A 20,740-nucleotide genomic window follows, 5' to 3' on the forward strand; every position below is an offset into this window, starting at 1 on the left:
GGGGCGTGCAGAGTTTACGGACGATGCGGGCATCGCGAGGGCAAATACGAGAGGACGAACAACGCGTGAGCATCGACTCCGATGCGCTGATCGATTGGTACGCCGAGACCGCCCGTGACCTGCCGTGGCGTCGGCCCGGGGTGAGCGCCTGGCAGATCCTGATGAGCGAGATCATGCTGCAGCAGACCCCGGTGGTCCGGGTCGAGCCGATCTGGCGGGAGTGGGTGGCGCGCTGGCCCGTGCCCTCGGCCATGGCCGAGGCCTCGCAGGGCGACGTGCTGCGGGCCTGGGGCAAGCTCGGCTATCCGCGCCGGGCGCTGCGATTGCACGAATGCGCGCAGGTGCTGGCCGCCGAGCACGGCGACGAGGTCCCCGCCGATGTCGAGGTGCTGCTCGGGCTGCCCGGCATCGGCGCGTACACCGCCCGCGCGGTGGCGTGTTTCGCCTACGGTCAGCGAGTTCCGGTGGTGGACACCAATGTTCGCCGAGTGGTCGCCCGCGCCGTACACGGCCGCGCGGACGCCGGTAATCCCGCCGCCCGCGACCTGCTCGAGACCGAGGCGCTGCTGCCGGAGAACATCGGCCGCGCCGCGCGATTCTCCGCGGCCCTCATGGAACTGGGCGCACTGATCTGCACGGCCCGCACTCCATCGTGCGCGAACTGCCCGCTGCCGCGCTGCGCCTGGATCAGCGCGGGCCGCCCCGCCTCGGATCTGGTCCGCCGCACCCAGAAGTACGACGGCACCGACCGCCAGGCCCGCGGCCGCCTGCTCGACGTCCTACGCGCCGCCCCCGGCCCCGTCGAACGCTTCGCCCTGGACCTCGCCTGGACCCGCGACCCCGGCCAACGCGCCCGCGCCCTGGACTCCCTACTCACCGACGGCCTCATAGAACAAACCCCCGACGGCCTATTCGCCCTAGCAGGCGAGGGCGGCCACTAGCCACCCCACCCCCCGCACCCCTTCCAGTGCTTCGCACCCCTTGCGGGCGCCTGCAGCGGGTGCGAAGCGCTGGAAGGGGTGCGAAGGTTTGGTGCGCGGCGGGTCCTCGGGTGGTCGCCTTGTGCGGCCGCACCCTTTCTGACGTTTCGCACCCCTTGTGGGCGTTCATAAGGGGTGCGAAGGGCGGGAAAGGGTGCGGGGTTCAGGCGGGGACGGGGGTGGGGCGGCGGGTTCGGGTTCGGGTGCCTATCAGGCGGCAGGTCAGGTAGATGGCGAAGGACAGGGCCGTGACGAAGGTGGAGACCGGGACGCCGGGGGCCAGGGAGAGCACGATGCCGCCTACCGCCGAGATCTCGGCGAAGACGATGGCGAGGACCGTCGCTCGTACCGGGTTCGCGGTGAGTTGTGCGGCGGCCGCGGCGGGAGTGATCAGCAGGGACAGGACCAGCAGGGCGCCGACGATCTGGACGCCGAAGGCGGCGGTGATCCCCAGCAGGACCGCGAACACCACCGAGAGAGCGCGCACCGGAACGCCGCGCGCCACGGCCACCTCCGGATCGGTGCTCGCGAACAGCAGCGGGCGGTAGATCAGGGCCAGCACGAACAGCACGCCGACCGTGCACACGCTCAGCAGCGTCAGCCCGTTACCGCCGACGCTGACCACCTGACCGGTCAGCAGCGAGAACTTCGATCCCGCGCGTGTCGGCCCCAGCCACAGGAACAGTACCGATAGCCCGAGCCCGAACGACAGCACCACCGCGATCGACGAATCCCGTTGCCGCGCACGCGTGCCCAGCACCCCGAACAGCACGGCCGCCACCACCGAACCGGCGATGGCGCCGACCCCGACCCCGATCCCGGCCAGCAGCGCGGCCGCCGCGCCGGTCAGCGACAGCTCGCTGGTGCCGTGCACCGCGAACGACATCTGCCTGCTCACGATCAGCGGCCCGATCGCCCCGGCCAGCAGGCCCAGCAGCGCCGCCGCCAGCACCGCCTGCTGTACGAAGTCGTAGGACAGCAGATCCGCGGTGACGTGGAAGTCGAGCAGCTTGGTGAAGACGCCGGACAGCTTGTCGGTCACAGCGCCTCCTCGCCCGCGCCCACGACCACCAGTCGCCCGCGCACCCGCAGCACATCGATCTGCGTGCGATACAGCTCCGAGAGCACCTCCGAGGTCATCACCTCGTCCGGTGTGCCGATCCGGAACTTCCCGTCGACCAGGTACAGCACCCGATCCACCAGCGGCAGTACGGGATTGATCTCATGCGTCACGAAAAGCACCGCGGTGCCGTGGCCGCGGCGGCGGGCGTCGATGAGTTCGGACACCAGTCGCTGATTCGCCAGATCCAGGCTCAACAGCGGCTCGTCGCACAGCAATACGCGCGGATCGCCGACAAGCGCCTGGGCCACCCGTAGCCGCTGCTGCTCGCCGCCGGACAGCGCGTCCAGCGGTGCGTGCGCGTACCGCTGCGCACCGACCTGTTCGATGGCGTCGGATACCTTGCGCCGCCGCTCCTTTCGCCCGCGCCAGCCCGGCCCCCAGCGATGCCCGTCCACGCCGAGGCCGACCAGATCCACCCCGCGCAACTGCACCCCGGCGTCGATCGTCTTCTGCTGCGGCACATAGCCGATATGCGGATTGCCCAGGCGTGCGGGCGAACCCGCGATCTCCACGCTGCCCGCGCTGGGCGCGATCTGCCCCAGCAGCATGCGCATCAGCGAGGTCTTACCGGATCCGTTCGGCCCGAGCACGGCGACGAATTCGCCGGGCGCGATCGCCAGATCCAGTCCCTCCCACAGGGTTCGCGCGCCGAAGCTCAGCCGTGCGTCGCGCAGCCGGACTGCGGGCGTCTCGGTCGAGGGCGCACAGACCGGATCGAATGGGCAGTCGGGCGTGGTGAGGACGATACGTTCGCTGGTGTCGAGGTTCCCGGACATCGCTGCTCCCCTCGTCAGCCCAGTGCCTTGGCCAGGGCCTGGGCGTTTCCGATCTGCCACTGCAGGTAATCGGTGTCCGCGGGCAGGGTTTCGGTCACCTCGACCACCGGAACGCCGGCGGATTTCGCGACGGTGGCCAGCTCCTGGGTGGTCTTGTCCTCGGTCTGCTTGTTGTAGACCAGCGCGCGAACCTTCTTGCCGCTCAGCAGATCACGCACGGTCGCGACATCGGCGGGTGCGGGATCGGTGCCCTGTTCGATCGACTCCTCGAAGGCGCGCGGGGTGCGGTCGTCGGCATCGGCGGCGAGCAGCAGATAGTGCGCGATCGGTTCGGTCTGCAGGACAGGCGATTTCGGATGTTCGGCGGCGATCTTGGCCGTGATCGCGCTGATATCCTTCAGCTTCGCCCGAAAGGCGTCGGCGCGCTCGGTATACGCCTGCGCGTGCGCGGCATCGATCGAGCCCAGCTCGTCGGCGATCTTGGCGGCGACGGCGTCGACGGTGTTCACGTCGTACCAGATGTGCTCGTTGTCATCGGATTTCGCCGCACCGACCCGCAGATCGAAGGCGTTGACGGTCGGCTTGCCGCGGCCCTGCGCGGCCTTCTCGGCGAATTCGTCGTAGTGGCCGCCGTTGACGATCACCAGGGCCGCGTCGCGGATCTTCACCGCGTCCGAGGGGCTGGTCTGATACTCGTGCGGATCATCAGTCGGCTTGCTGATGATGGATTCGACCGTCATATCCGGCCCGGCGACGGCGGCGGCGACGCTGCCCCACGCGCTGGTGGAGGCGACGACGGTGCGCTTACCCGAATCGCTGGTGGAACTCCCGCAGGCCGACAGTGTCGCCGCGGCCGCGACCCCCATCGCAACAGCGGCTATTCGAACGACAAGACTTCTGGTCACGCGGGGGTACTCCTGCACAGCACACTTAACGGAAACGATTTCCATTTAAATGTAGCGCACGTGTCCATATCCGCTGACATCGATCCGCCCGATTTGCCCTGTGGCCCTGGACACGGCCCCGCCCTCCCGGCGAAAAGCGTGCCGGGAGGGCGGGGACAGAGTGTCAGGCTGCCGAGGTGGGGGACAGGGTGTAAGCCAGCCGAGGCGGGGGACAGGGTGTAAGCCTGCCGAGGCTGGGGACAGGGCGTAAGCCTGCCGGGGACAGAGTGTCCGGCAGCCTGGCCAGCGGGAGGCCGGAGACAGTGTGTCCGGCCGCCCCGCTGGCGCGAGGCCGGGGCGTTGGTTACTACTGCACCAGCGCGGGAACCGGCTGGCTCAGCAGTTGCGCGCAGCGCAACAGGCCGAGGTGGCTGTAGGCCTGGGGATGGTTCCCCAGGGAGCGCTCGGCCACCGGGTCGTACTCCTCGCTCAGCAGGCCGGTCGGCCCGGCCACGTCGACCAGCTGGGCGAACAGTGCCTCCGCATCGGAGCGCTTGCCGATCAGCAGGTACGCCTCGACCAGCCACGCCGCGCAGAGGTGGAATCCGCCCTCGCCGCCGGGCAATCCGTCGTCGTGGTGATACCGGTACACGGTCGAGCCGCTGCGCAGCTCGGCCTCGGTGGCCACGACGGTCGCGGCGAACCGGTGATCCGACGGATCGATCAAGCCGCTCAACCCGATGTGCAGGGTCGCCGCGTCCAGATCCGTCCCGTCGTAGGCAGCGGTATAGGACTGCACCTCGTCGTTCCAGCCCTTGGCCTTGACCTCCTCGGCGATCGTGTCGCGCAGCGGCGTCCAGGCCGGATCCACGCGACGGTCGAACTTCTGCGCCAGCTTCACCGCGCGATCGACGGTCAGCCAGCCCATCACCTTCGAATACACATGATGGCGCGGATTGCCACGGATCTCCCAGATACCGTGGTCGGGCTCGCGCCAGCGCCGCTGCACCGCGGAGACCATGGCGTGCACCAATTCCCAGTCCTGATCGGGCAGGGCCTTGGCCGGATCGGTGATGCCCTTGCGCTCCCGCGCGTCGGCCAGCACGGCGATGAGATCCACGATCGGACCGAACACATCCAGCTGCACCTGCATATTCGCCGCGTTACCGACCCGCACGGGCCGCGAACCGGCATAGCCGGGCAGCGAATCGATGACCGCCTCGGGCGGCAGCGTCTCGCCGTAGAGGGTGTAGAGCGGATGCAACCGCTCCGGCCCGGCGAGGGTCTCCAGCACCCGATGCACCCACGCCAGCAGATCCTCGGCCTCGCCGAGGGAGCCGAGGGTCACCAGCGCATGCGCGGTGAGCGAGGCGTCGCGCAACCAGCAGTAGCGGTAATCCCAGTTGCGCACGCCGCCGATGTCCTCGGGCAGCGAGGTGGTGGCCGCGGCCATGATCGACCCCGAGGGCTGATGCACGAGCCCGCGCAGCGTGAGCGCGGAGCGCTTCATCAGATCAGGCTTGAGCGGCGGCAGTTCCAGCGTTTCGGCCCAGTCCCGCCAGTATCGTTCGGACTCGCGGCGGCGGTCGGCCTCTCCGGCCATGGCCGGGGCCAGATCCGAGGTACCGCAGCGCATTTCGAGCACGACCGGTCCGAGTGAAGGATCGATCACCGCGCGGGCGGTCTGGTGGATGCCTTCCTCGGTGATCTCCCAGTGCACGCCCGGCGAGCGCAGCACGATCGGATCGTTGGTGCCGTGCACCCGCAGGCCCGCGGCCTCGCGACGGATGGTCACCGGAACCTGACCGAATTCCGGCCGCGGCGCGAAGATCACCACCGCGCGCGCGTCACCGGTGATGACCCGGGTCAGATCGGTGCGCTCGGGCGCCACATCGTGCGGCAGATAGTCGACCACTTGCAAACTGGACCAACGAGTTTCGACGGTCATGGTGCCGTCCACATAGCGCTGCGACAGCGGCAGCCCGGGCCGTTCGGGCGAGATGGTGAAATGCCCGGCCTGCGGCCCGCCCAGCAAATGGGCGAACACCGCCGCCGAATCCGGTTCGGGATGGCAGAACCAGGTGACCGTGCCGTCCGGTGTGACAAGGGCTTTGGATCGGGGAGCGGCCAACATCGTCAGCCGCTCGATTCGGGGGGCGGAGGCACCGGCCAACCAGGTGCGCCGCTCTTCGAGCAGGAACGCCAGGGCCTTGGCCACCTCCTCGGTGCTGGCCACGCGGTACCTGGCGAGGCTGTCGCCCTCGCCCACCTTGATGCCCACGTCGGGGCCGGCCAGCCGCGAGAACGCCTTCTCGTCGGTCACATCGTCGCCGAAGAAGACCGCCGCGGAGGCGCCCTCCTGATGGCGGATGATGTCCAGCGCGTCACCCTTATCGGTCTGGATGACCGCCAGTTCGATGACCGCCTTGCCCTCGGTGACCTCCACCCCGACCCAGCTGGCCGGTCCCTGCCTGGCCTGCTGCAGCGCGCGGCGACCGACCTCGGGGGAGGCGTTGCGCACGTGCAGCGCGATACTGGCCGGCTTGATCTCCACGGCAGCGCCCGGGTTGTCCTCGGCGATGTGGCTCAGGGCGTTCTGTACTTCTTGCAGTAGCTGTTTGGCGTCGTTGTCGATGGCGTGCACGAAACCGACGTCGAATTCCGAACCATGGCTTCCGATCAGCTGTACCTCGACGGGTAGCCGGGACAGCGCCGCGAGATCCCGCAACGCCCGTCCGGAGATGACGGCCGCCGTGGTGGCGGTGAGGCCGGCGAGGGCGCGCAGCGCGCTCACCGATTCCCTATGGGGATAGGCCTTCGCGGGGTCGGACACAATGGGCGCGATCGTCCCGTCGTAGTCCGAAGCGACCAGTAGCCGCGGCATGCGGGCAACGGCCGACAAGGCACGGCGAAGTTCCTGTGGCAAATCCTGTGCGCTCACGCATCCAACCTAGTGATCGGAGGAGAAATGTCAGGGCGCGAGAAACTCTACTGGGTCAGGTTTGCTCGCATGTTCGGGCAGTGATACGAGACGTTTACAGACGCCTCGCCGTGCGCATCCCCGATTGTGCGGTCCCCTGGCGTACGTTAGCTGGCTTGCCACGCGGAACGGTGCGCAAACTTCTTATGCCTTATCGCCCAGCAGCAGGTCGACGGTCAGTTCGAGCCGCTCGGTGACGTCGGTCGCCGATGCGCGCCTGGTCAGCCACGCCACCAGATTCGACAGCCACACATCGCTGATGACCCGCGCGATGGCGAGATCGCGATCGGTCGGGTCGCCGCCGTCCTCGATGGCGCGGGCGAAGAACCGGTCCATCACCCGGCCCACCTGGTCGACCTCGGCGGCGGCCGAGGCATCGGCGAACATGAACGCCCGCGTCATGGCCTCGGTCAGCAGCGGATCGCGCTGCATGGCCCGGGTCACCTGGGTGAGCAACAGATGCATACGTTCGCGAGGAGTTTGCCCGGCCACCGGTTTGCGCTTGCTCTCGAACTGTTCGAACTCCCGCGCCAGCGCCGACACCAGCAGATGCACCTTGGACGGGAAGTACCGGTACAGCGTGCCCACGGCGACATCGGCGCGCTCGGCGACCGCGCGCATCTGCACCGCGTCGTAGCCGCCCTTGGAGGCCAGCGCGAGGGTGGCGTCGAGGATCCGCTTGCGCCGCTCCCGCTGCGCCGCCGAGCTCAGCTCGTCCTCGCTGAGCGTGCTGACCGGGGTGGCCCGGGCGCGGTTGCCGTTCGGCGCACCCGAGTCGGCTGCCTGCTCTCGGGAGGGACTGGCCATCGGTGAAAGTCCTTTCCTGCACGTGTTTCCTCGCGGCTGATGCGTCGCTGCCCGCAGCGGGATCGTCTCTTGACTTCCGCCCGGCTTGAATATTAGAACATGTTCTAGGTGTGGGAGTCACGCCGGAAAGGCGGTATGCACTGTGAGCATCGCCACGACTGACGAGCATAAAGCCGTTCAGGAGTCGATGCGCGGATGGGCCGCATCGATACGACCGATTGCAACCATGCGCAACGGCACGCCCGACCACTGGCGCATCTACTGGCCGAGTCTGGCGGGCCTGGGCATCTTCCGCGTCGCCGTGCCCGAGGTCGCCGGGGGCGCCGGCGGATCCGTCGGTGACCTGGCGGTCCTCATCGAACAGGCGGCCCACGATCTGGTCGGCGGGCCGGTCCTGGCCACCGCGCTCGCGGGCCTGGTCACCGCCGGAGCGCTCGACGAGGATGCCCCGTGCGGCGTCGCGCTGGGCGATCCGGTTGCCCTGTCCGCCAACGCGACCGAGCTCACCGGGACCTGGGATACGGTGCTCGGCGCCGCCGAGGGCGCCGCGATCCTCGTGCCCGTGGAGCGTGATCGCTGGTGTCTCGTGCCCCCGAACACCGACGGATTGCGCATCGAACCGTCGACACCGCTGGACGCGAGCACGCCGCTGGCCCGCGTCGCCTGCACCGGCGTGCCGATCACGCCCGACCAGCTCTTCGAAACCTCCTATGACGTCACCGATCTGCTCGCGACCCTGGTCGCCGCCGAGGCCGCGGGCATCGCCGCCTGGTGCCTCGAGACCGCGACCGCCTATGCGAAGGTGCGCGAGCAGTTCGGTCGCAAGATCGGACAGTTCCAGGCCGTCAAGCACCTCTGCGCCTGGATGCTGTGTCGCACCGAGCTGATCCGCGCGGTGGCCGCCGACGCGGCCGCGGCCGTGGACGCCCGCACCGACGAACTGCCGCTGGCCGCCGCCATCGCGATGACCATCGCCCTGGACGCGGCCGTCGAGACCGCCAAGGATTGCATCCAGGTGCTCGGCGGTATCGGCTTCACCTGGGAACACGACGCGCATCTGTATCTGCGTCGGGCGGTCGCGCTGCGGCAGCTGCTCGGCGGCTCGGCGCGCTGGCGTGCCCGGGTCGCGGAGCTGGTGTGCCGCGGCGAACGGCGAACCGTCGGAATGGATCTCGGCTTCGACGAGGGCCCCGCCGCGGCGGCGTGGGATGCGGTCGGGCTCGACGGCGCCGGAGCCGCGGAACTGGCCGCCGATCTCGCGCGGATCGCCGCGCTACCGCCCGAACGTCAGCGAGATGCGTTGGTGGACAACGGATTGCTCGCACCACACTGGCCGCGCCCCTACGGCCGCGGCGCGGGCCCGATCCTGCGTACGCTCATCGACGAACAGGTGCGCCGTGCGGGAATCACGGTGCCCGACATCCAGATCGGCAACTGGGCGGTGCCCACGCTGCTGCAGTACGGCACCCCGGAACAGATCGAGCGTTTCGTGGATCCGACCCTGCGCGGCGCGGCGATCTGGTGTCAGCTGTTCAGCGAGCCCGATGCCGGTTCGGATCTGGCAGCCCTGCGCACGACGGCCACCCGGACCGAGGGCGGCTGGCGGCTGCGCGGTCAGAAGGTCTGGACTTCGCTTGCGAACGTGGCGAATTGGGCGATATGCCTGGCACGCACCGATGGCTCGGTGCCCAAGCATCGCGGTATCAGCTACTTCCTGGTTGATATGACAATCCCGGGTATCGAGGTGCGTCCGCTGGTGCAGATCACCGGCGAGGCACGGTTTTCCGAGGTGTTCCTCGACGACGTCTTCGTGCCCGACGACTGCCTGGTCGGCGAATTGGGCGCCGGCTGGAAAATCGCGCGTTCCACATTATCGTCGGAACGAGTCGCCATGGGTGGCAGCGGTATCGGCGATGAACTCGAGCGTTTGATCGACATCGCTCCGACGCGGGGACCGGGCGCGGAATTGATCGCCGATCGACTGGGCGCACTCGTTTCCGACGCCGTCGCGGGACTGCTGCTGGAAACCCGCGCCGCCCAGCGCATGCTGGCCGGAGTCGATCCGGGACCGCAAAGTAGCGTACGCAAACTGGTCGGTGTCCGACACCGGCAACAGGTCGCCGAATTCGCTGTCGAACTCGCTGGTGTGGCGGGCGCGCAGGAATCGGATGTGGTGAAAGAATTCCTGCTGACACGCTGTTTGTCGATCGCAGGGGGCACCGAGCAGATCCTTTTGACCGTGGCCGGCGAACGGATTCTCGGACTCCCGCGCGAATCGCACAGTTGAGACCACACCTCACCCGGGAGCATGAATTGGATTTCGACTACGACGAGAGCCAGGACGCGGTCGCCGAGGTTGTCGTGAGTTTGCTGGAACGCGACAGCGCACGGGATATGGCACTGTGGCCGGCGGTGGTGGACAGCGGGCTGCTGATGGTGGCGCTGCCGGAGCGATTCGGCGGCGACGGCATGGGCCTGCCCGAGGTCGCGGCCATGCTGACCGAATTGGCCACCGATGCCGCGCAGGTGCCCGCGCTGACGACGCTGGGCTTCGGGGTGCTGCCGCTGCTGGATATCGCCCCGGATGCGCTGGCGGAGAAGATCTTTCCGGCCGTCGCCGAGGGTGCGGTACTGACCGCGGCTCTGAGCGAACCGGGTTCGCCGTTCGCGGTGAAGCCGGAGACGGTCGCGGTCGCCGAGGGCAGTGCCGTGCGCATCGCCGGACACAAGGTGGGCGTGCCCTATGCCGCGCAGGCGCGGTGGCTGCTGGTGCCGACGGATGCGGGCATCGCGGTCGTCGAGGCCGATGCGGCGGGCGTCACGCTGCTGGAGACTCCGACCTCGACCGGAATGCCGGAATTCTCCGTGCATTTGGCCGATGTCCGCATCCCGGCCGAACAGCTGCTGCCCGAGGGCCTCGGCGAGTTGCACCGGCTCGCGCTGGCCTCGATCGGCGCGGTCGCGGACGGGCTGGTGAAGGGCGCGCTCACCCTGACCGCCGAACATGTCCGCACCCGGCACCAATTCGGCCGCCCGCTGGCCGAATTCCAGGCCGTGGCACAGCAGATCGCCGATCTGTACGTCATCTCGCGCACCCTGCACGTGGCCGCGGCCTCGGCGAATTGGGCGCTGGCCCAGCCGGATCCGAGCCGGGAGCATCAGGACCGGATCGACGATGATCTGGACGTGCTGGCCTTCGCGGTCGCCTCGGAACTGCCCGCGGCCATGCAGAAATGCCATCACCTGCACGGCGGCATCGGGGTCGATGTGACCCATCCGCTGCATCGCTACTACTCACAGGCCAAGGACATCGCCCGTTGGCTCGGCGGCGCGTCGTTCCGGCTGGATCGTTTGGGAGCCCGATGTTCATCGACCTGACCGCCGAGCAGCGCCGGCTGCGCGACGAATTGCGTTCCTACTTCGCCGATCTCGTCACTCCCGAGGAGGAGTCCGAGATGGCGTTCAACCGGCACGGCGACGCCTATCGCGCGGTGGTGCGCCGAATGGGCCGCGACGGCAAGCTCGGCGTGGGCTGGCCCACGGAGTACGGCGGGCAGGGCTTCGGCCCGGTCGAACAGCAGATCTTCTACAACGAGGCCGCGCGCGCGGATGTGCCGCTGCCGCTGGTGACGCTGATGACGGTCGGCCCGACCCTGCAGCAGTTCGGTACCGAGGAACAGAAGCGAAAGTTCTTGCCCGCCATCCTCTCCGGTGAGGTGCACTTCTCCATCGGCTACTCCGAGCCGGAGGCCGGAACCGATCTCGCGGCGCTGCGCACGAGCGCGGTGCGCGATACGAGCGGGGACTGGATCGTCAACGGGCAGAAGGTGTTCACCACCGGAGCGCACGAGGCCGACCATATCTGGCTGGCCTGCCGCACCGGTTCCACCGAATCGCGGCATCGCGGCATCACGATCCTGATCGTGGATACGACCGATCCGGGCTACTCGTGGACGCCGATCATCACCTGTGACGGCGCGCATCACACCAACGCCACCTACTTCGACAGCGTCCGCGTCCCGGCGAACATGCTCGTCGGCGAGGAGAACCGTGGCTGGAAGCTGATCACCACCCAGCTCAATCACGAGCGGATCAGCCTCGGCCCGTCGGGCAAGATCGAGCAGCTCTACGACCGAGTGCGCGATTGGGCGCTGCGGCAGGGAGCGCTGGGCGATGCCGACGTACGCCGCTCGCTCGGCCGCATTCGCGCCATGGTCCGGCTCAACGAGCTGTTGAACTGGCAGGTCGCCGCGAATGCCGATCGGGCCGCCGAGGATCCGGCGGACGTGATCGCCTCGGCGTCGGCCACCAAGGTCTTCTCGACCGAGGCGCTGCAGGAGGCCGGTCGACTGGCCGAGGAGATCGTCGGCCGCCACGGCGATTACGCCGATCCGGCCACCGCCGAACTGGTCACCTGGCTCGACCGGCGTACCAAACAGAACTTGACGGTGACCTTCGGCGGCGGCGTGAACGAGATCATGCGCGAGCTGATCGCCACCGCCGGACTGAAGCTGCCGCGCGTACCGAGATAGGAGTTTCCCGTGCCGGAGACCATGACAGCGGCGCAGATTCGCGCCGCGGGCGAGCGGATCGAGGCATCGGGGGAGTGCGCCCCGCGCGTGGCCCGCGATCCGGTGAACCAGCCGATGATCAACAACTGGGTCGAGGCCATCGGCGACCGCAATCCGATCTACGTCGACGAGGCCGCGGCCCGCGCGGCCGGACATCCCGGCATCGTCGCCCCGCCCGCCATGGCCCAGGTCTGGACCATGCCCGGCCTGCACGGCGCGCGCCCGTCCGATGATCCGATGAACGCCGTCAACGATCTGCTCGACGCGGCGGGATACACCTCGGTGGTGGCGACCAACTGCGAGCAGACCTATCACCGGTATCTGGAGATCGGTGAGCAGGTGCGGGCCCGGACCCGGCTGCGGGATCTGGTGGGGCCCAAGCGCACCGCGCTCGGCGAGGGCTGGTTCGCGACCTATGTGCTGACCTGGTATGTGGGCGACGAGGCGGTCACCGAGATGCGTTTCCGCATGCTGAAGTTCGCACCGGGCACGGGGAAATCGGCGGAGCCGCAGGATGATTCGAGCCAGCAGGTGCGGCCCATCGTGTCGCGGGACACCGAATTCTTCTGGGCGGGCGCGAAACTCGGCGAGCTGCGGATTCAGCGCCTGCCCGACGGATCGCTGCGGCATCCACCGATTCCGGCGCTGTGGCAGGACAAGTCCGAGACGCCCGACTATGTGGTCGCCTCCGGCCGGGGCACCGTATTCAGCTACGTCGTGCATCACGCTCCGAAGGTGCCCGGCCGCGCGCTGCCGTATGTGGTGGCGCTGGTCGAACTGGAGGAGGGCGTGCGGTTCCTGGGCGAGCTGCGCGGGGTCGAGCCCGCCGATGTGCGTGTCGATCTGCCCGTCGAGGTGGCCTTCGAAACACTCGACGACGACAACGTTCTGCCGTATTGGAAGGTGAGCGCATGACCGCGACAGTGAGCATCGAGGTCGGAACGGTCCTGCCCGAGTTGGTGATTCATGCCGATCCGACCTTCGTGGTCTCGACGGCCCTGGCCACCAGGGACTTTCAGGATGTGCACCACGACCGCGACAAGGCGCTGGCGCGCGGTTCGAAGGATATCTTCGTCAACATCCTCACCGATATGGGGTTGGTGCAGCGGTTCGTCACCGACTGGGCCGGGCCGGGGGTGGTCGTGAAATCCAATGCCGTCCGGCTGGGCGTGCCGCTCTACGCCGGGGATACGCTGACGCTGTCCGGGACGGTGACCGCCGTCGAGGACGACGATATCCATATCGAGGTGCTCGGGCGCGACAGTCTGGGTGAGCACATTCAGGCGAAAGTCGTTATCGCACAACATCTCCCGAGCGTCAGTGAGGTACCGGCGTGAGCAGCGCATTGAACGGCGCGGCCGCGATCGTCGGCATCGGCGCCACCGACTTCTCCAAGGACTCCGGACGCAGCGAATTGCGTTTGGCGGCAGAGGCCGTCACGGCCGCACTGGCCGATGCCGGGCTGCGGCCGGAGGAGGTGACCGGGCTGACGACGTTCACGATGGATAACAACACCCAGGCCGCGGTCGCCCGGGCGGTCGGCATCCCGAATCTGACGTTCTTCAGCAATATCCCGTTCGGCGGCGGCGCGGCCTGCGCGACCGTGCAGCAGGCGGCGATGGCCGTGGCCACCGGGATCGCGGATGTGGTCGTGGCCTACCGCGGCTTCAACGAACGCTCCGGCCACCGATTCGGCCAATTCGCCACGCATGTGGCGACCGCGGTGACGTCCTCGGGCGTGGACGCGGGCTGGGGCTATCCCCAGGGCCTGGGTACCCCCGCCGCGCAGGTGGCGATGGTGGCCCGGCGCTATATGCACGTCTACGGCGCGACCAGCGAGGATTTCGGCCGGGTGGCGGTGGCCGATCGCAAACATGCCGCGGTCAATCCGGCCGCACACTTCTACGGCAAGCCGATCACGCTGGCGGAGCATCAGAATTCGCGCTGGATCGCCGAGCCGCTGCATCTGCTGGACTGCTGTCAGGAGACCGACGGCGCGGTCGCGATCGTCGTCACGAGTGCCGAACGGGCGCGCGATCTTCGGCAGCCCGCGGCCGTGATCGCCGCCGCCGCACAGGGTTCCGGCGCCGACCAGTACGTCATGACCAGCTACTACCGCGACGCCATGACCGGCCTGCCGGAGATGGGCCTGGTCGGCGAACAACTCTGGGCGCAGAGCGGTTTGCGCGCGCAGGATATGCAGGCCGCCATCCTCTACGACCACTTCACCCCCTTCGTCCTGATGCAACTGGAGGAACTGGGCTTCTGCGCCCGCGGCGAGGCCAAGGACTTCATCGCCGATGGCGCCATCGAACTGGGCGGCCGCCTGCCCCTCAACACCCACGGCGGCCAACTCGGCGAGGCCTACATCCACGGCATGAACGGCATCGCCGAGGCCGTCCGCCAGATCCGCGGCAGCTCGGTGAACCAGGTCGAAGGCCTCCGCAATGTGGTCGTCACCGCGGGCACGGGCGTCCCCACCTCGGGCCTGGTGCTCAGCGCGAACTGAGTTGTGCCACAAGGACTCCCGCCAGCTGTTGGACGCTGGCGGATGAGCCCGAGGGCATATCCCGGCGATGTCCGGCGAAGCGGTCGAACACCAGCCCCTCGAGCACGGCGATGAAGTCGGCGGCCGCCTCGGCCGGATCGTCGGCTCCCAGTGCCTCGAACAGCCCCCGGGCATGTTCGTGCGAGAACAGACATCCGCTCAGTCGCCGATGCAGCTCCGCGTCACCGAGCAGATCGATGATCAACGCATGCCGCACGATCAGATGATTGCGTCGCTCGGTGAGCAGTCGATCCACCCACGCGGCGACCGCCGCCGCGATCGCATCGGGCTCGCGCACCGGCAGCTCGGCCGCGGCGAAATCGGCCCGCGAGCGCTCCGCGATCCGATCGACGACCCCCTCGAGCAGCGCGCGCCGGGTGCGGAAGTAGTACGACACCGATCCGGGCGGCAGGCCGAGCGCGGTATCGAGAGCGCGATGGGTGAGCGCTCGAAGTCCCTGGCCGGCAATGAGATCGATGGCCGCGTCGACGATCGCCGCGCGCCGATCCGACGCGGACCTGCTCGAATTCATCGGCCGAGTCACGATTCCGAGTGTAAGGGCGGGTGTGTCGGCGCCATCCACCCCTTGCCGCTACAGATCGTGGGCATGGTCACCTTCGCTCGCTCTCGACGCCGAGATCCTCTACATCTGTAGAGGTGCTTCTCGACGAACTGATTCTGGACGACCGGCAGCGAGCGGCCGCGGCTCGATTGCGGACGGTGGCGGAGCGGATCGGCAAGCGGTGGCGGCGGCCGGGTGGCGTCTATCTCCACGGTCCCGCCGGGCGCGGAAAGACCATGGTGATGAACGACTTCTTCGCCGGGGTGCGCTCGAATCGCAAGCGCCGCTGGCATTTCCACGAGTTCTTCGCCGATCTGCACGCCGAATCCGGGGCCGCCGGATCGTTCGAGGCCGGGCTCGCCGCCATGGTCGGAGATGCCGAGCTGGTGTGCTTCGACGAATTCCATGTGCACGACATCGGCGATGCGATGTTCATTGCGCGACTGTTGGATCGGTTGTTCGCGCGGCGAGTCACGGTGGTGGTCACCTCGAACTATCCGCCCGAGGAATTGTTGTCCAATCCGCTGTGGCACGAGCGGTTCGCGCCGACCATCGAGCGAATTCGGGCGCATATGGCGGTGGTGGCGGTGGACGGGCCCCGCGACTATCGGGGCGGCGGCGCGCATCGGGCCGGATTCTCCGCGGGGCGCTACATCGTCGGTGCCGCGTCGATTGTGGGTGCGGTGGAAATGCCGGTCGGGCATGGGTGGATTCGTGCCCGTGCGGTGACCGAGGATGCGATAATCATCGATTTCGATCAGTTGTGCGGAAATCTATTGTCCGCCGCCGACTTTCTGCAAATGTCGCGGCGATTCCGGCGCTGGACGCTGTGCGCGGTGCCGCCGCTGCGCACGGTGCCGATGGACTGGGGGACCCGCTTCGTGAACCTGGTCGACATCCTCTACGACGCCGATTCGGAGCTGACCCTGTATGCCGAGACCGCGCGCGAGGACCTCACCCGCGACGTCGCGGCGGTGCGCGATCTGTATCGGACCGCCAGTCGATTGCGTGAACTAGTGGTCGTCTGAACCGCACTCGAGCGAACGCGGAATTGCATCCGTACGGAAGCGAAACAGATGTGAATCCGTTTGTGCCGCACCCGAATCGGTAGGGGTAACTGCTTGTGTGATTTCACAGGTGATTGCGAAATCAACCAGGAGCCAGAGGAGTACGTCGTATCGGTCGTCGATCGGTGTTTCGATTTCCCTGCTGGTGAACCGTTCGGCATGTAACGATATGGCTGTTTCGGGCAGTTTCGAGGTTCTTGGGAGAGGCCAGTGGGCCGGGTGGGAACGGCAATACCGCGCGCGATCGGTTCGATCGTGCTGCTGGCGCTGGCCGTGCTCGCCCTGCGGGGTTTCGTGCCGGGAACCGGTGGGCCGCATGCCGTCTCGCCGCCGTCGGCGGTGAGTGTCGCACTCATGCCGGTGCTATCGCTGGTGTCGGTGGTGATCCTGCTGGCCGGGGTGATCACCAGCAGGCATCGGGCGCAGCTGGCCCTGCCCGCGCGCGAACGAGACCGCGAACGCACGCCCCGGCATCTGCGGCGGACGGTTCTGATCGTCCTGGTGGCGCTCGCGCTGCTGGCCCTGTTCGCCGCGGCCGTCTGGGCGATCCACCTGATCGCCCCCGGCGATTCGGCGACCCAGCCGGGACCGTCCGCGAATCCGATAACGACCGCCTCGATGCAAACGCCGCCACCCACGCCCAACCCCTTCTCCGGCGCCCCGCGACTCACCGGCCGCGAGGTGATCCTGGTCGCCGCGTCGGCCGCTGCCCTGGTCGCCGTGGCCGTCCTCGGTCTGGTGGTCGTCGCACTCGGCGCCCGCCGCCCCCCGGCCGCCGAATCCGCCACGCCCGCACCGGCTTCGGCGGGGCCGCCCGTTTCGCTGGCCGAGGTCGCCGAGATGGGTCTGGCCGCCATGACCGCCCCGGGCCAGGCCGCCCGCGAGGCGATCATCGCCTGCTATGTGGCGATGGAACAGGGCCTGGCGCGCGCCCGCGAGGTCGCCCCGCTGATCTCCGACACCCCCGCGGAGGTGCTCGCCCGCGCCTTCGATCGCGGTGCGCTGCACGACGCCTCGGCGCGGGAACTGGTGGCGCTGTTCGAGGAGGCCCGCTTCAGCCCGCACGCGATGCTGGAATGGCAGCGCATGCGGGCCGAGCAGCTGCTGCGCATCGTGCTGAAAGACCTGCAGGGCGAGGGAGTTCGATGACGCGTGCGGTGATCGTCGGCGGCGCGATCGTGATGATCGCGCTCATCGAGCTGATCGCGCTCGCCGATCAGCGCGCGCTGATCCCGCTGCTGGTCGGGGCGCCGCTGGTGGGCGCGCTCGCGCTGCTGATCTGGTCGCTGCTCGAGCGCACCCGCACCGAGAGCCGGAATGACCCGGCGGACGACGAGATCGATAACGGTCCGGCCGAGATGCTGCGTCGCTGGCGGGCCCGCGCGCAGATGCTGGCCGAGCGGGCCGACGGCTCGCGCGCGGAATGGGACCGGCATCTGCGCCCGCTGCTGGCCAAGCAGTTCGAATTGTCCAGCGGGCACCGGATAGCCAAGAACCGCCGCGCCACCGAATCGGCCGGGCTGATGCAGTTCGGGCCCGAGCTGTGGCGCTGGGTGGATCCCGCCGATTCGGCGCTGCGCGATCAGCACACCCGGGCCCCCGGCCGCGCGGCCCTCGACGAAATCCTGCGCCGTCTCCAGTCGATGTGAAAAGGGTGCTACGAGTGTGAGTTCCAATATGACGACACCGATGGACGCCGCCGTGAAGCGGACCGAGACGGTGCTGCGGGAGATCGGGCGAGTGGTCGTCGGCAAACGCGAAGAGCTGCAGCTGATCATGATCGCGGTGCTGGCGGGTGGGCATGTGCTGATCGAGGATCTGCCCGGACTGGGTAAGACACTGATCGCCCGATCTTTCGCCGCCGCACTGGGTTTGCAGTTCACCCGGGTGCAGTTCACCCCGGATCTGTTGCCCGCGGACCTGATCGGCTCGACCATCTACGATATGAATTCGGGCCGCTTCACCTTCCGCCGCGGTCCGGTCTTCGCCAACATGCTGCTGGCCGACGAGATCAACCGCACCCCGCCCAAGACGCAGGCCGCCCTGCTCGAGGCGATGGCCGAGGGTCAGGTCAGCATCGACGGTGAAACCTTCCCGTTGCCACAGCCTTTCATCGTGCTGGCCACCGACAATCCGATCGAATACGAGGGCACCTATCCGCTGCCCGAGGCCCAGCTGGACCGCTTCGCCATGCAGCTGCGACTGGGCTATCTGTCCGAACGGGACGAGGCGCAGATGATCCGCCGCCGCCTCGAGCGCGGTGCGGTGCCGCCGCAGGTCGGTCAGGTGGTCGATGCCAAGGGGCTGATGGAGATGCGCCAGGCCGTCGAATTCGTCACCGTCCATCCCGATGTCGTCACCTATGTGGTGGCGCTGGCGAGCGCGACCCGCGGGCATCCCCAGGTCGAGGTCGGCGCCAGTCCGCGCGCGGAACTGGATCTGGTGCAGATGGCCCGCGCCCGCTCGCTGCTCATGGGCCGCGACTACGTCATCCCGGAAGATGTGAAGGCCCTGGCGATTCCGGCGATGGCACACCGCATCACGCTGCGTCCGGAGATGTGGGTGCGCCGCATTCGCGGCGAGGACGTGATCGCCGAACTGCTGCGCCGCCTGCCGGTTCCGCGCGCGACCGTGACATGAGGCATCGCGATACCGCATCGGTCGTCGAGGCCGAACTGCGTTGGCGGCCCGCGGCTCTGGTGTTCATGCTGGCCGGTGTGGCCGCGGTCGCGCTCGCGCTGGCGGTGATCCTCGGCCGCTGGCAGCTGGTGATCTTCGCCGCGCCGATGCTGGGCGTGCTCGCCACCGCGCCGATTCAGCTGGCGCGCACCAGGATTCAGGTCGACGGCGCGGATGTGCTGCGCTGCTTCGAGACCGAGGAGGTGGTGTTGACGGTCGTGGCCCTCGTCGAGGAGGGCCAGGCGCTGCTGCGCTGCCGGCCCGAACCGGTCGAGGGCCTCGAGGTGCGGGTGGAGCAGGCGGTGGATTCCGGTGCGGCGCCGGCCGGTCTGCGGCTGGCACTGTCGACCCGACGGTGGGGCCGCTATCCGATGACCGTCCGGATCACCGCGCTCAGCCCGGCCGGGCTGGCGGTGGCGTCGGTCTCGCTGCCCGCCGGTCAGGTGTATGTGTACCCGATCGCGGATCCGCAGCGAATGCGGTTGCCGCGCACGGAACTTCCCGAGCGGATCGGCACCCATCTGACCCGCCGCCACGGACCGGGCGTCGAATACGCCGATATCCGTGCCTACACCCCGGGTGATCCGCTGCGCACGGTGAACTGGCCGGTGAGCGCCCGCCGCGGACGGCTCTACGTCACCGAGCGATTGACCAACCGCGCCGCGGATGTGGTTGTGCTGGTGGACACCTCGCTGCAGGCGCCGGGCCCGGCCTCGGATTCGCTCGAGCTGTCGGTGCGCGGCGCGGCGCAGGTCGCGCAGTCGGCGCTGCAGGCCGGGGACCGCACCGCGGTGGTCTGCCTCGGACAGGAGCCGCGCTGGCTGCGGCCCGATATCGGCAGGCGGCAGTTCTACCGCATCGTCGACACCGTGCTCGACGTGGGCGATGAACATATCGTCACCTCGGGCACGCTCGCCCCGCATGCGGCGGTGCCGCTCGGCGCGATCGTGGTGGCGTTCTCGACCCTGCTCGATACCCAGTTCGCGCTGGCGCTGATCGATCTGCGCAAGCGCGGACATGTGGTGGTGGTCGTGGATGTGTTGCGCGGCACGCCCTTTCGCGAGGATCTCGACTCGACCCTGGCCCGGATGTGGCAGCTGGAGCGGATGGCGATGTACCGGGATATGGGCACGGTCGGCGTCGATATCGTGGGCTGGCCCGCGGATGCGCGGCTCGATCAGATCATGCGGCTGCTGCCCGAGCACCGCCGGCTCGTGCGGGTGCGGCGATGACCCGATTCCTCGCGGTGCTGTCCGGACTGCTGCTGACCGGGGCGGTGGCGATCGTGCTGCCGTGGGCGGTGCTGCCCGCGCTGGTGTTCGTGGTCGCCGGTTGGTGGTGGCGGATCTGCGCGATGGGCGCGGTGCTGGTCGCACTGGCGGCCGTGGCATGGGACGACACGGGCGCCCCGGTCGCCGCCGCGACCGGGGTGGTGGCCACCACATATCTGCTCAATACCGCGACCGTGCGCGCCCCGCGCGGTGTGGTTCCTACCACATTGCCCTCGGTCGCGGGTGCGCTGATCGCCACGGGCGCGGCCGTGGCGGCGAGCCTGGCGCCGGCGCATCTTGCCTGGTTACCGCTGGTCGCGCCCGTTCTGGTGGTGTTGGGGTACGCCCTCATCGTGCAGGGGCTGTTACCCCAGCGAACGGATCGGTCGACCGACCAGTAGAGTGGTGACGACGGCATGTAATACTACATACTGTAGTATTCGGACCATGTGGCTTATCCCGGTTGTTGCCGTCGCCAGTTCCATCGCCATC

General features: G+C 68.5%; 19 protein-coding genes. 13 read left to right on the forward strand and 6 right to left on the reverse strand.

What is annotated here, in order from left to right; all coding sequences use genetic code 11:
• The first annotated feature begins 23 nt into the window (after positions 1–23).
• A complete protein-coding gene (locus ACIA76_RS23205; protein WP_397153962.1) occupies positions 24–941 on the forward strand; it encodes an A/G-specific adenine glycosylase in 918 nt (305 codons plus the stop codon).
• A gap of 202 nt (positions 942–1,143) precedes the next feature.
• Here ACIA76_RS23205 and ACIA76_RS23210 read toward each other — a convergent pair whose 3' ends face one another.
• The 5 genes from ACIA76_RS23210 to kstR all read right to left on the reverse strand — a co-directional run bounded on the left by ACIA76_RS23210 (position 1,144) and on the right by kstR (position 7,550).
• The gene (locus ACIA76_RS23210; RefSeq protein ID WP_397153963.1) at positions 1,144–2,022 is read right to left on the reverse strand and encodes a metal ABC transporter permease; all 879 of its coding nucleotides are present in this window, start codon (positions 2,020–2,022) and stop codon (positions 1,144–1,146) included.
• Positions 2,019–2,879 (reverse strand): metal ABC transporter ATP-binding protein, encoded by an 861-nt coding sequence (locus ACIA76_RS23215; RefSeq protein ID WP_397153965.1) that lies wholly within the window; start codon positions 2,877–2,879, stop codon positions 2,019–2,021. Before ACIA76_RS23215 ends, ACIA76_RS23210 begins: the two co-directional genes overlap by 4 nt.
• A gap of 14 nt (positions 2,880–2,893) precedes the next feature.
• The gene (locus tag ACIA76_RS23220) at positions 2,894–3,745 is read right to left on the reverse strand and encodes a metal ABC transporter solute-binding protein, Zn/Mn family (RefSeq protein ID WP_397154504.1); all 852 of its coding nucleotides are present in this window, start codon (positions 3,743–3,745) and stop codon (positions 2,894–2,896) included.
• A gap of 385 nt (positions 3,746–4,130) precedes the next feature.
• On the reverse strand, positions 4,131–6,704 hold the full coding sequence (gene otsB / locus ACIA76_RS23225) for a trehalose-phosphatase (protein ID WP_397153967.1): 2,574 nt from the start codon (positions 6,702–6,704) through the stop codon (positions 4,131–4,133).
• A gap of 183 nt (positions 6,705–6,887) precedes the next feature.
• On the reverse strand, positions 6,888–7,550 hold the full coding sequence (kstR, locus tag ACIA76_RS23230) for a cholesterol catabolism transcriptional regulator KstR (RefSeq protein ID WP_397153970.1): 663 nt from the start codon (positions 7,548–7,550) through the stop codon (positions 6,888–6,890).
• Between the two features lie 142 nt (positions 7,551–7,692).
• On the opposite strand from kstR, the gene ACIA76_RS23235 reads away from it, so the two are divergent.
• The 6 genes from ACIA76_RS23235 to ACIA76_RS23260 are packed head-to-tail and all read left to right on the forward strand — an operon-like array spanning position 7,693 to position 14,630.
• Positions 7,693–9,837, forward strand: coding sequence for an acyl-CoA dehydrogenase family protein (locus tag ACIA76_RS23235; RefSeq protein WP_397153972.1), 2,145 nt, complete (start codon positions 7,693–7,695; stop codon positions 9,835–9,837).
• A gap of 26 nt (positions 9,838–9,863) precedes the next feature.
• A complete protein-coding gene (locus ACIA76_RS23240; RefSeq protein ID WP_397154506.1) occupies positions 9,864–10,928 on the forward strand; it encodes an acyl-CoA dehydrogenase family protein in 1,065 nt (354 codons plus the stop codon).
• Complete coding sequence (locus ACIA76_RS23245; protein ID WP_397153975.1) at positions 10,913–12,082, forward strand: acyl-CoA dehydrogenase family protein; 1,170 nt, start codon at positions 10,913–10,915, stop codon at positions 12,080–12,082. Before ACIA76_RS23240 ends, ACIA76_RS23245 begins: the two co-directional genes overlap by 16 nt.
• Positions 12,083–12,103: 21 nt before the next feature.
• Positions 12,104–13,036, forward strand: coding sequence for a bifunctional MaoC family dehydratase N-terminal/OB-fold nucleic acid binding domain-containing protein (locus ACIA76_RS23250; protein ID WP_397154508.1), 933 nt, complete (start codon positions 12,104–12,106; stop codon positions 13,034–13,036).
• Positions 13,033–13,458 carry a MaoC family dehydratase gene (locus ACIA76_RS23255; protein WP_397153978.1) on the forward strand — a complete coding sequence of 142 codons (426 nt, stop codon included), beginning with the start codon at positions 13,033–13,035 and terminating at the stop codon, positions 13,456–13,458. The genes ACIA76_RS23250 and ACIA76_RS23255 overlap by 4 nt, the downstream gene beginning before the upstream one ends.
• Complete coding sequence (locus tag ACIA76_RS23260; RefSeq protein WP_397153980.1) at positions 13,455–14,630, forward strand: lipid-transfer protein; 1,176 nt, start codon at positions 13,455–13,457, stop codon at positions 14,628–14,630. Before ACIA76_RS23255 ends, ACIA76_RS23260 begins: the two co-directional genes overlap by 4 nt.
• On the opposite strand, the gene ACIA76_RS23265 is transcribed toward ACIA76_RS23260, so the two are convergent.
• Complete coding sequence (locus ACIA76_RS23265) at positions 14,617–15,213, reverse strand: TetR/AcrR family transcriptional regulator (protein WP_397153983.1); 597 nt, start codon at positions 15,211–15,213, stop codon at positions 14,617–14,619. The two genes, ACIA76_RS23260 and ACIA76_RS23265, sit on opposite strands and share 14 nt — an antisense overlap.
• Before the next feature lie 113 nt (positions 15,214–15,326).
• Here ACIA76_RS23265 and zapE point away from each other — a divergent pair, with 113 nt between their 5' ends.
• From zapE to ACIA76_RS23295, 6 genes are all read left to right on the forward strand, one after another.
• Positions 15,327–16,259 carry a cell division protein ZapE gene (zapE, locus tag ACIA76_RS23270; protein ID WP_397153985.1) on the forward strand — a complete coding sequence of 311 codons (933 nt, stop codon included), beginning with the start codon at positions 15,327–15,329 and terminating at the stop codon, positions 16,257–16,259.
• A gap of 249 nt (positions 16,260–16,508) precedes the next feature.
• Entirely contained in the window at positions 16,509–17,447 is a 939-nt protein-coding gene (locus ACIA76_RS23275; protein WP_397153986.1) for a DUF4129 domain-containing protein, read from the forward strand.
• Complete coding sequence (locus tag ACIA76_RS23280; protein WP_397153988.1) at positions 17,444–17,947, forward strand: hypothetical protein; 504 nt, start codon at positions 17,444–17,446, stop codon at positions 17,945–17,947. Before ACIA76_RS23275 ends, ACIA76_RS23280 begins: the two co-directional genes overlap by 4 nt.
• A 28-nt stretch (positions 17,948–17,975) precedes the next feature.
• The gene (locus tag ACIA76_RS23285) at positions 17,976–18,938 is read left to right on the forward strand and encodes an AAA family ATPase (protein ID WP_397154510.1); all 963 of its coding nucleotides are present in this window, start codon (positions 17,976–17,978) and stop codon (positions 18,936–18,938) included.
• Positions 18,935–20,209, forward strand: coding sequence for a DUF58 domain-containing protein (locus tag ACIA76_RS23290; RefSeq protein ID WP_397153990.1), 1,275 nt, complete (start codon positions 18,935–18,937; stop codon positions 20,207–20,209). Before ACIA76_RS23285 ends, ACIA76_RS23290 begins: the two co-directional genes overlap by 4 nt.
• On the forward strand, positions 20,206–20,649 hold the full coding sequence (locus ACIA76_RS23295; protein WP_397153992.1) for a hypothetical protein: 444 nt from the start codon (positions 20,206–20,208) through the stop codon (positions 20,647–20,649). The genes ACIA76_RS23290 and ACIA76_RS23295 overlap by 4 nt, the downstream gene beginning before the upstream one ends.
• The last annotated feature ends 91 nt before the right edge of the window (positions 20,650–20,740 follow it).

Origin of the sequence: Nocardia sp. NPDC051570, from assembly GCF_044454005.1 — a bacterium.
In the GTDB taxonomy this organism is placed as follows: Bacteria; Actinomycetota; Actinomycetes; order Mycobacteriales; family Mycobacteriaceae; genus Nocardia.

Excerpts from the sequence above, each read along its gene's own strand:
- ACIA76_RS23205 (WP_397153962.1), top strand. The coding sequence starts at position 24 with ATGCGGGCATCGCGAGGGCAAATACGAGAGGACGAACAACGCGTGAGC.
- ACIA76_RS23215 (WP_397153965.1), bottom strand. The coding sequence starts at position 2,879 with ATGTCCGGGAACCTCGACACCAGCGAACGTATCGTCCTCACCACGCCC.
- ACIA76_RS23220 (WP_397154504.1), bottom strand. The coding sequence starts at position 3,745 with ATGGGGGTCGCGGCCGCGGCGACACTGTCGGCCTGCGGGAGTTCCACC.
- kstR (WP_397153970.1), bottom strand. The coding sequence starts at position 7,550 with ATGGCCAGTCCCTCCCGAGAGCAGGCAGCCGACTCGGGTGCGCCGAAC.
- ACIA76_RS23245 (WP_397153975.1), top strand. The coding sequence starts at position 10,913 with ATGTTCATCGACCTGACCGCCGAGCAGCGCCGGCTGCGCGACGAATTG.
- ACIA76_RS23250 (WP_397154508.1), top strand. The coding sequence starts at position 12,104 with ATGACAGCGGCGCAGATTCGCGCCGCGGGCGAGCGGATCGAGGCATCG.
- ACIA76_RS23255 (WP_397153978.1), top strand. The coding sequence starts at position 13,033 with ATGACCGCGACAGTGAGCATCGAGGTCGGAACGGTCCTGCCCGAGTTG.
- ACIA76_RS23280 (WP_397153988.1), top strand. The coding sequence starts at position 17,444 with ATGACGCGTGCGGTGATCGTCGGCGGCGCGATCGTGATGATCGCGCTC.
- ACIA76_RS23285 (WP_397154510.1), top strand. The coding sequence starts at position 17,976 with ATGACGACACCGATGGACGCCGCCGTGAAGCGGACCGAGACGGTGCTG.
- ACIA76_RS23290 (WP_397153990.1), top strand. The coding sequence starts at position 18,935 with ATGAGGCATCGCGATACCGCATCGGTCGTCGAGGCCGAACTGCGTTGG.
- ACIA76_RS23295 (WP_397153992.1), top strand. The coding sequence starts at position 20,206 with ATGACCCGATTCCTCGCGGTGCTGTCCGGACTGCTGCTGACCGGGGCG.